The 13,624-nt window shown below is 30.1% G+C and carries 7 protein-coding genes; 2 read left to right on the top strand and 5 right to left on the bottom strand.

The window, feature by feature from the left end; all coding sequences use genetic code 11:
• The first annotated feature begins 23 nt into the window (after positions 1 to 23).
• Both I4V16_RS07510 and I4V16_RS07505 read left to right on the top strand, forming a co-directional pair.
• On the top strand, positions 24 to 833 hold the full coding sequence (locus I4V16_RS07510; RefSeq protein WP_195573013.1) for a Cof-type HAD-IIB family hydrolase: 810 nt from the start codon (positions 24 to 26) through the stop codon (positions 831 to 833).
• A 60-nt stretch (positions 834 to 893) separates the two neighbouring features.
• Positions 894 to 1,118, top strand: a complete 225-nt coding sequence (locus tag I4V16_RS07505) for a hypothetical protein (protein WP_027097196.1) — start codon at positions 894 to 896, stop codon at positions 1,116 to 1,118.
• 190 nt (positions 1,119 to 1,308) lie between these two features.
• Here I4V16_RS07505 and I4V16_RS07500 read toward each other — a convergent pair whose 3' ends face one another.
• From I4V16_RS07500 to I4V16_RS07480, 5 genes are all read right to left on the bottom strand, one after another.
• Complete coding sequence (locus I4V16_RS07500) at positions 1,309 to 2,790, bottom strand: glycosyltransferase family 39 protein (protein WP_195573011.1); 1,482 nt, start codon at positions 2,788 to 2,790, stop codon at positions 1,309 to 1,311.
• A gap of 42 nt (positions 2,791 to 2,832) precedes the next feature.
• Entirely contained in the window at positions 2,833 to 3,387 is a 555-nt protein-coding gene (locus I4V16_RS07495; protein ID WP_195573009.1) for an AAA family ATPase, read from the bottom strand.
• Between the two features lie 91 nt (positions 3,388 to 3,478).
• Positions 3,479 to 4,243, bottom strand: a complete 765-nt coding sequence (locus I4V16_RS07490) for a Cof-type HAD-IIB family hydrolase (RefSeq protein WP_195573007.1) — start codon at positions 4,241 to 4,243, stop codon at positions 3,479 to 3,481.
• An 18-nt stretch (positions 4,244 to 4,261) separates the two neighbouring features.
• Positions 4,262 to 5,077: an SGNH/GDSL hydrolase family protein gene (locus I4V16_RS17450; protein ID WP_195573006.1), complete on the bottom strand. Its 816-nt coding sequence runs from the start codon at positions 5,075 to 5,077 to the stop codon at positions 4,262 to 4,264.
• Positions 5,078 to 5,186: 109 nt separating this feature from the next.
• Complete coding sequence (locus I4V16_RS07480; RefSeq protein WP_207745420.1) at positions 5,187 to 13,565, bottom strand: glucoamylase family protein; 8,379 nt, start codon at positions 13,563 to 13,565, stop codon at positions 5,187 to 5,189.
• Positions 13,566 to 13,624 lie beyond the last annotated feature (59 nt).

Below are 13,624 nucleotides of genomic sequence, written 5' to 3'. Positions count from 1 at the left end.
TTTGTTGGTTTTGGGAGGTTCTTATGTTTAAACTGATTGCTCTTGATATGGATGGAACTTTATTAAAAGGTAATAATACAATATCACAAGAAACGAAAAAGGCTATTAATCTAGCTAAAGAAAAAGGAATAAAAATAGTTATTACTACTGGAAGACCTATTCAGGGAGTTATGAATTATTTAGAAGAGTTAGATTTAATAAATGATGATGAATATGTTATTGCTTATAATGGTTCTTCTATTTATAATACAAAAACTTTAAAGCCTATAGTTAGAAACGGGTTAACAGGAAAAGATTTTAAAGATATTTATAAACTTTCTAAATCCTTAGGTGTTGAATTTCATGGTTTTATTGATGAATGCTGCATTGCGCCAAAAGAGAATAAATATACTGAAGCTGAAACTTTGCATAATAATATAGATGTTAAAATTATGGATATAGAAAATGATATAAATGATAATGATTTTATTATAAAAACAATGATTTTAGATGAAAAAGAAAAGTTAGATGAGGCAGTTAAAAAGATTCCTAAGGAATACTTTGAAAAATATAATGCATTAAGAACAGTTTCATTCATTTTTGAATTTATGAACAAAGATTGTAGTAAATCTAATGCTTTAAAAGCTTTATGCAAACACCTAGATATTTCACCAAATGAAGTAATTGCCTTTGGTGATGGAGATAATGATATAGACATGCTCCAATTTGCTGGACTTGGTGTTGCTATGAATAACGCATCTGATTATATAAAGTCAAAAGCTGATTATATTACTCTTTCTAATGAAGAAGATGGGATAGCAGACGTAATATATAAAAAGATTTTAAATATTTAGCTGCATTTTTTTCTCTCCTTACGGTAAAACTATTTATATAAATTTAAGGAGGGATACTTTATGAGCAAGAAAAAAGCATATTTGCCTAAAGTGAGAACAGACTATCATCCAACTGAAGATGAGATAAGAAGCTATGCTCCTAATGGAGATTCCACACCTCTTCCTAATCCTGCCGTTGATGATATAGCTGTAAATAATATAGCATGGCAAGAATTTGATTATACAGAAAGTCTTTTTGATGAAGGTGATGATATAATAGACGACAATCATAACTACGAAGACTAAAAAAGGCGGGTGTGATATTTATTTTGCTTGTTCCGTCGTAAGCTCCAAGTCACATCAAAACAAATATCACACCATCTCCTACTAAAGGTAAGGAAATTATAATTTCCTAAAGAATAAAAATAGCTCCACTTTCAGTGGAGCTACATCTGTATTCTATTATCTATATCATTATATTAATTTTGCTTAGCTTTTATGAATTATTCAATATTATTTTACTTTCTACACTTTTAAATATACTATTAAATCCATCCATTGCACAAAATATCATTAAAGGTAAGTAACAAACTAAATATCTAGATCTAGTTTCCCATAATATTAAAAATAGAAAAACCCCAAAAATGCATATCTGTATTCCTTTTATAACATCATACCTTTTATATGACATAACACCACTTATAGTAATACCTATTAAAATTACTATATGAACAAATTGACTTAAATAAATATAAGCTTGATTTTTTTCTCCAATTACATATTCCTGCATATTATTAGTATTTATTGGTTCTCTTCTTAACTTATTAGGCGCATAGTATGTGCCATCTCCCCAAGTAAATGAAATTTTTTCTTTTAAAAAGTTCAAATATCCTTTAACCCCATAATTCTTTAATCTATTTTTTATTTCTTCAACATTAGCTCTTTCAGCAGCTTCCTTACCTTGCTTTTTACATATATCGCTTGTAAAGTTAACATCATACCCATCATACCCGCCTTGGTTCTTTAACCCCATCATTATCCAATGAGTATACGGAAAACCTGCATCTTCATATTTTATTGGAAACCTTTCAGAAATTATACCTTTACCTATAACCATAACTATACTAAATGACGCAAGCAAAATTATTAGAGACTTTAATAAGTCAATATTTCTTAATAAGAAAATACAAATAATAACTATTGCAATAAATGAAATTAAAATATTAGTTTTTAATATAGTCCCAATTGCTGCTAAAACACCTAAAGAACTTATGTATAACCACTTCTTTTTACTATTAGTCTTTAAAACCTTATATAATAAATAAAATTCTAGAATAGGAAATACAGCAGTAATTGTATCAGTATAAACAATAGTGGTATATGTATACAGCGGAGTAACAAATATACAAAAAATACTCACTAATGCGGAAAATCTTTTTCCAAATTCCTCCTTAGAAAACTTATAAATCACATATACCGATAGGTTTACCATTATTATATTTAATAAATATCCTACATATAGATATATATCATTATTTGCTGTAAACTTCTTAACAAAACTATAAATAAATGCTAACACTAATGTAATTCCACTATTATTAGGATAGCGTTCATAAAAATAAGACCATAAATACTTATCACCATTAGCAATTGCTTTAGCTCCCCCAATAATAACATCAAAATCCCAAGATGGATTTACTCTAAAGTATCTTATAAAAAATAGTTGTAATATTATTATTGTAATAAAGGAAAAACCTACTATAATCCAAAGATGCCTTTCATCAATCCTATTTAAAATTTTATATATAAGCCATAAAAGAGCAATAAAACCTATTGCTCCTATTATTTCAACGTATATATTTAATTCTCTAAATAGGGATCCATTATTAAATATGGCTGTCCATACTAAAAAAAACATAGTTATTATAAATACTATAGTGAAAGTTTTCAATAAATTTTGCTTTATATTTTTTATCATATTCTGGACCATCCTTTTATACCAGAGCTTTTATTGAACTGATTATACCAAATTAATTTTCTTTAATATTGCTTCTGCTCTTTCTTTTGTATTACCAGTTATAACATCATACTTAACATTTTCTGATTGTAAGAAATTAAGTATTGCATTATCTACTGCAGATGCCATTTCTTCATCTTGCCATCTTACTCCATCCTTTGTGTAACCAAATTCTCTTGGAACAAAGAATATATAATCATACTTAGGTAAATCTCTTAAAGCAAGAACATATAAATCCTTTAAGATTTCAATTTCTTTCTTGCTTCTTTCTTTATCACCAAGCATAAATCTTCCATATATATATGGTACAAAAGTTGCATAGTCTGTAATTGCATAATCAAATTGTTCTAACTCTTGTTCTAACTGTAGCTGACCTAAGTATATTCCATATTGTTCAGCTATGTTTTCAATCATACCTTTATCTCTTAAATAATCGGTGCTATATTCTGAAGCTGCACCTACATTAATATCTCTAATTTTTAAATCTACATATAATTGTTGCATCAAAGTAGTCTTTCCACATCTAGGTCCACCTAGTATTGCTATTCTTACAGGCATATCAAACCCTCCATTACATTTTTGAAAAACATAGTCTATTTTATCAAAAATCATTCCAAAAAACAACAAATAAAAATTGGTTATCTTTATACTACTTTAAGCAATAATTTTTTATGGCTTCTGCTACTGAAGAAACAACATAATCTGCTTCCTTCTTTATTCCATCCTCTACATTCTCAAAGGTAAAAGAATGTCCTGATTCTTTAAACATTGGTATATCATTATAAGAATCCCCTATAGCATATGTATCTTTAGTATCTATGTTTTCTCTTTCCTTTACATAGTTTACCCCTTCTCCTTTAGAGCAACCTTTAGGAACCACATCAATAAAGCAAGTATTTCTATATGCAACTACTTCATCTGAATATTTTTCATTAATTAGCCTACATATTTTCTCAACTTCCTCTATATCTGACTCTGGATAATAAAGAGAAATTAAAGACAAGTTTTTGTCTTTTATATTTTCTAAATTTTCATATTCTAAACCGTTCCAATCTATATCTTCTTTATATCTTCCATGAACTACATAAGAAGTATATCCTGTTTCCACAGATATTACAGAATCATCACTTTTTACATCAGTTATAATGCTTTTTACTGTATTATAAGATATTTCTTTATGATGAACTACCTTACCATCCTTGTCTATTATTAATCCACCATTTAAGAGAATTAAATAATCTACTTTCACTCCATACTTTTCTTTTAAAAAAGTACAACTATTATAGGCTCTTCCTGTTGCAACTGCTAAAAGCTCTCCTGAAGCATTTAGTCTATTAATTCCTTCAAGATTTTCATCTGTTATATTATTATATTCAACTAAAGTTCCATCTAAATCAGTTACAAATAGCTTCATCCTTTGTTCCCCCATTAATTAATTCATTGAACTTTCTATATACTTAGTTACAGCCTTAATATATAATCCATAACCTTTATCATTAGGTAAGCCACCGTTACCTACAAGTTGATTTATTGCTACACCAGAGTTTGCAAACTCATTGCTTACATCAATTGCATTAAGATTATTATTTTTTGCAATATTTTGTATAGCAACTCTATATGCATTATCTCCAACTAATGTACTTGGTAATATAGGTAAAATTGTACCATCCGGATTTTTCTCTTTTACCTTATTTACTATTCCCTTATAGTTAGCATTAAAAGTATTAATGTTAGTTAGTTTATTATTGTCATTTTGTCCAAAACAAATAATGATTAAATCGTAATTACTTATATCATTATTTGCAGCAACTTCATAACCTACTCCTGATGTTGCACCAGCTCTTGCAAGGGAAACTAATTCTACCTTGCTACCATATGTATTAGTCATCCAATTTGCGATTTCTTTATCCCACATACCAGCTGTAGTATTTCTTCCTTGACTAAGGGCCAATCCATCACCTAATACAAGCATTCTTACATCAGACTTATTTTTCAATTTGCTATAAAGCCCCTTATTTTCTTCTTTTGGTGCTTCTTGCTCTTCTTTTTTTTCTTCATCTGAAGGCTTTTCTTCTTCCTTCTTATCGGCTTTACTAGTATTGTTATCTTTTGACGCAACCCATTCTGAAGTTACACTCTCACTATCTTTTTGCATTTTCTTTTCTTTAAGGATACCAAGAGTTAAAACCCCTATTAGGACAATAAATAATACAATAATAATTCCTAACCCTTTTTTACTATTATTCACCAAAATTCACCACCTAACCAATTCTATTTTACACATTTTTCTATACCCTGTAAACAATGAAAGAAAAGAGAAGCCACCAAAGCAGCTTCTCTTTTCTCTATTACTCTTATTACTTAAACTCAACTTCTATTTTTAAAGTGCCTGCCTCTTTAGGAATTATATCCACTTCCTTGCCATCTATTCTTATCTTATTTTCTTTACCTCTTATAACCTTAATATCATAATGTTCTTTTTCATTATTAATCTTAATGTTATATTCAGTCCAATCTTCTGGCACGCAAGGTTCTACTTTATATCCTTTTCCTTCTACATGTTTTAAGCCTAGAATATCTTCAATACCTACTTTATACATCCATCCTGAAGCTCCAGTATACCAGCTCCAGCCTCCTCTTCCACCATGAGGTTCTTTAATGTATACATCAGCTGCCATAACATATGGTTCAACCTTATATGTTCTACATTCAAGTTCAGTTTTTGAATGGTTAATAGGATTAATCATGTTGTAATACTTCCAAGCCTTATCTCCCAATCCTAGTTTAGTTAAGGCTAAGATTACCCATACCGCTGCATGAGTATATTGCCCTCCATTTTCTCTAACACCGGCAACATAGCCTTTAATATATCCAGGCTCTAATGATGATTTTTCAAATGGTGGTGCTAATAGTAAAATCATTCCCTTATCTTCTCTAACTAGGTTCCTATCTACAGCCTCCATTGCTTCAACGGCTCTTTCATTTTTACCAGCACCTGAAATTAATGACCAACTTTCTGCTAAGGAATCTATTTGACATTCTTCATTATCTCTTGAGCCAAGTGGAGTACCATCATCAAAGTATGCTCTTCTGTACCATCCACCATCCCAAGCATTCTTTTCAATATTTTCTCTAATAAACTCCTTCATTTCAGAATATCTATTTAGACTTTCCTCGTCCTTCATATATTTACATATATCTTGGAAGTCATTTAATATATCACAAATGAACCATCCAAGCCATACACTTTCACCTTTGCCCTTATTACCAACAGTGCTCATTCCATCATTCCAGTCACCACTGCCCATTAAAGGTATATTATGTTCTCCAAATTTCAAACCTTTTTCTATAGCTCTAATACAATGTTCATAAATAGTACCTTCAGTAGGAGAATTATTTACAATTGTATATCTTTCATCTTCTCCCTCTCTTAGTGGTTCATCTTCAAGATAAGGGGCTTTTTCATTTAATATGCTATAATCCCCTGTTCTTCTTATGTATTGAGCTGTAGCATATGGCATCCATAATAAATCATCAGAAAATCTTGTTCTTATTCCACTATTTACAACAGGATGCCACCAATGTTGTACATCTCCCTCTAGGTATTGTCTTGATGCATTCCTTATTATTTGAGCCTTAGCTATATTAGAATCAACAATTCCTAAATTCATAGAGTCTTGAAGTTGATCTCTAAAACCATAGGCTCCTCCTGATTGGTAGAAAGCAGTTCTGCTTAAATATCTACAACTATAAGTTTGATATAGCAACCAACCATTAATCAAGTAATCCATAGACTTATCTTTTGTCTCTACTTGTATATTTCCTAGGAAATTTGACCAATATTGTTTTACTTCATCTAAGGCTTTGTGACATTCTTCAATATTTTTATACTTATCTATTAATTTTGATATATTCTCCTTACTTTCATCTTGACCAAATAGTATAATTATCTCCTTTTTCTCCTTTGGAGCTAATTTAATCTTAGTTTCAGTTGCTAAACAAGGATCATATATACTTCCTGTCTTATTAGATAAGTTTTTATAATTTAAAGCATTAGGAGAAGACATATCCTCACCTACTCCAAGGAATTCTTTTCTATCACCTGTAAAAGATAAAGTTTCTCCACCTAAAATAGTTAAGTACGCTCTCATATTTCCAAAGTATTGACTATATGGATTTTGACCACAAATATAATTTTCTTCTAGCTCTGTAGAAATATATTTTGCACTTCCATAATTAAATACCCCTAATACTAATTGAGCATAATAGTATATTGATACTTCTCTTTCCTTATCTAATAGATTCTCTAAAGTAATCTTTTGTATTTTTAACTTTTCTCCCTTAGGACAGAAAATCTGCATTTCACCTTTTATATTATAGGCTGTATGGGTAAATGTAGAGTATCCAAAAGAGTGCTTAATAATATATTCTCCTCCATCCCTAACTGGTTTAGGAGTTATAGAGAAATACACTCCACTGTTATTATCTCTAATATAAAGCGCTTCTCCTGGGGGATCTATTACCCAGTCATTACTCCAAGGAGTTATTTTATTCTCTCTACTATTTCCACACCATGTATATCCTGAACCCACTTCCGATATATGGAATCCAAAGTCTTCGTTTGAAACTACATTTATCCATGGAGCAGGAGTATTATTATAGTCATTTAACCTTATAACATAACTCTTATCTTCTGGATCAAAGCCTCCATATCCATTCCAAAAATCTAATTTTTTACTTAAATCATCATTTCTAGAATCTCTATTTTCAGGTAGTTCTTCTATATTCCTAAGAATTTTCTCACCATAATCTACTTTTTCTTCTTTATTTATTTGTACATTTATCTTACCCTTTTCAACCAATTCCTTATGTCTTAGGAATTCAACCTCTTCACTTGTATCCACTTCTTTAATTTGAGTTATTATAGAGCCCTTTTCACTATCTACATATAAGGCTGATATTCCTATAATGAAGTCTTTTATATCTTCACCCATAGTGGATTTATTATGAAGGAATATTCCACCTGGTTTATTAAGAATATCTCCTTCTTTAGATAGGTTTATTGCACTTATAATACTTTTTTGCATTGGTTGTTCATAAGATGCCTCTTCATCATTATAAATTAGAAGATCTACTTTTAATCCTTTAATCTTCCAATAATAATGCATCTTTATCATCCCTCTAACTAAATCCATATCCTCTTCACCTTTAACTACTGCCATAGCTATAGGTAAATCACCCGATATTCCATAAGCCCATAAGTCTTGTTGATGTTTGCTAATGTTTTTTATGTATTCTTCTCTATCTCTTCTACCACTGTGAAGGAATAGTATATAGGAAGCTAAACTTTGATAAACATTTGCTTGTGAAGACTTTATTCCCAAAGCTTTTAATTCAAGTTGAATAGCTTTATTATATGAACTAAATACCTTCTCTAATTTACTAACCTCTCCATACTCTTCTGCAAGGACCAAAGCTTCTTCTTTATCATTTGTTGTTCCAGTTATATAATAAACTTCCTTAACATCCCCTGGTTCAAGCCTTAATCTAACTCTCATACTCATAATAGGATCAAGGACTATTCCTACTGTATTTAATAAGGCTGAATCATTATCCATTGCACTAGGATTTCTTAAATCTCTATTTCTACCTATAAAATTAACCCTTGATGTTTCATAGGTAATTGCACCTTCCATCTCTGATGATGTAATAGCTTTGTGGAATATATAAGGTACAGTACCATTCTTAACTCTAGCCCTTCTATTTCCTAAAAGACATTTTCCTTCATCATTAAACTCTGTTCCTATAAATAAATTTGAGAAACTTGGATGAACAGCATCACCCTCAAAGGATTGAAGGGTTACCTCCATATAACTTGTAACTTCAAGACTTCTTCCCTTATCTCCTGTATTTTTCAAAGTGATCTTTCTTACTTCAACATCATCCTCAGGAGATACAACCACCTCCATAGTAGTTTTAATAGAGCCATCTTTTCTGCTGTATATTCCTTTATCTAAAGTAAATTCTACATTGTAGTCTTCCCCACCATATTTACATGGTTCATAGGTTGCACTCCAATAATCATTAGAATTTAAATTTTTAATATAGAAGAACATACCACTACTATCTGAAGTATTGTCACCCTTCCATCTATAAACTGTCATTCCATCCTTTTTACCATATCCACTACCTGATAGGGTTAACATAGTAGAGTAACTTCCATTTGATAAAAGTAATACCTCTGGATTTTCTCTCTTTATTCCCTCATATATTCTAGGTACAAAGTTTTCTCTTTCTAATATTTCCTTCTTTATAGTTAAATCTTGTTCATGTTCAAAGGTAATCTTCTCTGGAATCTTTTCCTTTAGTAATAATTCTGTTGCCTTAACCTCTGGAATTCTATGAAATCTCTCTTGAAATACGTTATTATTTAAAATATTATCTAGACCCATCAAAGACATACCTAAATGATGCACCATATAACATCTAACATCTTTACTATCATTACTATCTTCTCCACTATCCATTTTACTCACTCTGTTAGGAGTATAATCTATAGCTTCAATAAAACCATATCTACCATAAGCGCCCTTTTTCTCTAATTCTCTAAGATTACTTATTCCCCTATCTTTAGAGTAAGGTAAACTCATTAAGGTTGAGTATGGAGAAATAACTAGCTCATCTTCTAACCCTCTTTTAAGTCCTATTCCAGGTACACCAAAAGCCTTATATTGATAATTATCTGCTACATCAAATTGATAATATGCTGACTCTGAAATTCCCCAAGGTATTTCTTTTGTCTTTGTGAAATTTTTCTGTGCCTTTATTACTGAATCATATGTCATTTGTAGTAGGGTATTAGGATAGCTTTTCATTATTAATGCTGGCATGAAATACTCAAACATAGTTCCACTCCATGAAACTAAGCTCTTTCCACCAAAAGCATTAGTCATAGCCCTACTTAAATTAAACCAATGTGAACTAGGAACCTCGCCTCTTGCTATAGTAACAAATGAAGTAGCCCTTGATTCTGATGCCAACAAGTCATAGTAGGAATTTCCCAATGAATTTTCCTCTAAGTTATATCCAATAGCAAATAATCCTCTTTCATTGTTGTATAAAAACTTAAAGTTCATATCATTCATCATATTATTAATATCTAACATGATGTTATTCATTCTTTCTTTAAGCACCTTTAAACTATTTACCTTATCCTCTATAGCCTCCTTAAACTCATCTCCAGATGATCCTAAAATCTCATCTAAATGATTTAGAAAACTTTCTATAGATGGTGCTTTCCTTATTGACTTATTATCTAATAGCTTTTCTACTCCATCTAAAAAGTATTGATAATATGATATTTTTAACTTTATTTCTTTTTTTGTTTTTCCTATCCAATATATTTTTTCATTATCTTCTTCATTCTCTATATCAATTTCTTCTAATTCCAATAGAAGTTTCTCCAAGGTTGGAATATAATCTTTTACTTCCATCTTATTTAATGACTCTTTATTAATTAAACCCTCTAACCCAATTATTTTAAGAGAATCCCTTAATGCCAATATTTCTTGAATTCTTATTAAAGGATTATTTTTATATTCCTCTAAAGTTGTATTAATAATCCACAAATATCCTAATAGATTCCCACTATCTACTGTGGAAACATATCTTGGCCATAGTGGTTCACAACTTTGGGTATCATACCAGTTAAGAAAGTGTCCTTCATATTTTTCTAGTTTTTTCATTCCATCCAAAATTAGCTCTATCCTATCAATAACTTCTCCTAAAGTTATATAACCTAGGTCATAGGCTACAATATTACTAATTAAACCCATCCCAATATTAGTAGGAGAAGTTCTATTGGCCACACCTTTATATGGTTGTTCTTGATAGTTATCTGGTGCAAGAAAATTATTTTCTTCATTAACAAAATCCTGATAATATGCCCATATTCTTCTTGTATTATCTCTTAAGTATTCTTTATCCTCATATTTAAGCTTAAACACTTCCTCTTTCACAGGAATACTTATGTAGTAAGCTATGTATGGACTCACTATCCATAAAACAGCTAGAGGTAAATTTATTATACTTATTAAAAATCTTTCATCTATGGCTAAAACAGCTACTAATATTCCACAAAAAATAGAGAACCACATTCTCTTTGAGTAAGAACTTAATGAATTATTAGTTGTTCTTTCTGCCTCTTCTGCTGTTTGCCATTGTAATCTATGTTTTTTAGATATTGTCATTCTATAAATAGTTCTTATGATAGCATCTACCATAAGATAAGCTTGATATGGTATAAAACTAATTATTAAGAGTATTTGTTGCATACTTTTAAATGTACCCCTAATCATATTCTTAGGAGTAACAACAAAGTCTGTTACTGTAAATACTAATGGTACTATGGCTCCTAAAAAGCATAAAAATGTTATCTGATTACTTCCATTTAAAAATGTAAGATTTAATATTATAGATAAAAGTAACACTGGAGCTAATAAACTTCTTCTTAAGTTATCGAATATCTTCCACTTAGATAATACTGATATCTTTTCAGAAAATAACCACTTAAAAATTTGCCAATCTCCCCTTACCCATCTATGTATTCTCTTACAGCTTGATTCGTAACTAGATGGATAATTATCAATAAATTCTACATCTGTAACCAAAGCACACCTTGCATAAGCGCCCTCTAACAAATCATGACTTAATACAGTATTATCTGGAATTTCTCCTTCAAGAACTTCTTTAAAGGCATCTATATCTATTATTCCTTTACCTGTAAAGCTGCCTTCTCCAAACAAATCTTCATAAGTATCTGAATAAGCAATTGAATATCCATCGATTCCTCCTTCTCCAGCAAAAATTCTAGAGAAATCAGACTTATCTTTACTTTCTAAAGATATACTTATCTTTGGTTGCATAATCCCATATCCATGTTTTACAAAATTATTTTTAACACATGCCCTATTAAGAATATGACTCATGGCTCCAACTAATTTAATAGCTGAATCTCTTGGCATAAAAGTATCTGCATCTAATGTAATTATGTATTTTATGTCCTTTAAAGTTCCTATATAACTACTCATTACACTGAAGGTATGGTTTTCTTCCCCTCTAAGGAGGTTCATGAACTCCATAAGTTTGCCTCTTTTTCTTTCCTTACCCATATACACCCCTTCTTTTGGGTTATATATCTTTTTTCTGCTTAAAAAGAAAAAGTGCTTTTCGCCACTAAAATACTTATTGTTCATTCTTAATACTTCTTTAAATCCAGCTTCTATTATTTCTTCTTCATCTGAAGTTTTTTCAACCTTACTATCTTTAAAATCTCCTAACAAAGCAAAGTATAAATTTTTATCCTTATTACCTAGGTAAGATACTTCAAGCTGTTTCATTAATTCTTCAGTTCTCTTTGCATTAGGTAATATAGCTGGTATTACTATAATTGTCTTCTTATTATCCGGAATTCCTTCTGATAAATCTAGCTTAGGAACATGCCTTATTGGCTTTAACTTGCTAACAGACCAATTAATAAGGGCTACAACTATCTCATTAGCTGGAACTATCATAAGTAAAGCAGCTACAATCAGTTGTCCTGTAGAAAAACGTGCTCCTAGAACGTAACTAAATGCTAAAATTGCTGAAACAATCATTAAGGTACATACTATGTTTATAGTAATGTATAGCCCTTCTGAAAACTTATTATTAACTTTAACATGTAGGTTCAACTCATTTGATAGATCTTTAATCCCATCATCTATAAGATAATATCCAACATGGGTTCTATAAGCTCTCTTTCCCTCCTCTTTAGCTCTAGTAGCAAGATAAAGTGCTTTTTCCGTTAATGTTATTTCATCTACCTGAAACTTTCTAGCTAACTTTTCTATACTATGTCTATAATAGTCCTTAGACTTAAAGTCCATTTTTTCATATGTTCCATAGGGGTCTGTTTGCAACTTTTTTTCTACTATTGATGTAGAATCAAAGAAATTCTTCCAACTTATACCCTCTATACTTCTTAATGCACTTATATATGTACTTATATTTTGCTCAATTGTTCCTTCTATAAAATACTTTTTTACTGATTCCTTATCACTAGAACCCCTAGACTTTTGTTCGATTAAATCATATACGCTTTTCTCTTCTATAGAATTATCTCTTAATACTTTTAATAACTCATCTTTAAGCAAGCCATCTATATTTTCATAATGTTCATTAATATAGGCTAATACATTTTCTAAATCATTTTTATTTATAGAATCTATAATCTGGTAAGCAAGGTCCTTTCCTAATTTTTTCTCATTTTGAACATTTGTAAGCATATCAGTCACATCTGCTAATTCCAAAATAATAGCTATTCGTAGCATTATTGGAAACGCCCACAATTCACCCATAGTAAACTTTTCATCCTTACTTTGTATAAAGCTTATTGCTTTATCTTCTGTAACTATTCCTTCATACTTCTTAATAAACTCTTTAGCATAAAAATATATTCTTTGAATTTTACTTTCTAATTTTTCATCTGAATAAGGTAAATTATAAAAATAATCATGAGGCATATTTTCCTTTATTGACTTATACTCTTTTTCTATTAGATATATATTATCTAATAGCCATTCACCAGAACTTAAGACCTCTTCCCCCTGCTTTGACAAAGATTTAATATATTTATAATTATTTTTTATCTTAGAAAAACTATTATTTAATTCACTTAAAACTTCTCTACCTCTCAAGGTCTTCACTCCTTACAAATAATTCTTAAAATAGTTTTCCCAAGATTTTATATTTAATT

The organism is Clostridium sp. 1001283B150210_160208_E6 (genome assembly GCF_015669365.1).
Classification (GTDB): Bacteria; Bacillota; Clostridia; order Clostridiales; family Clostridiaceae; genus Clostridium; species Clostridium paraputrificum.
The sequence above is the reverse complement of the archived record's forward strand: the minus strand, read 5'-3'. Positions and strand labels throughout refer to the sequence as shown.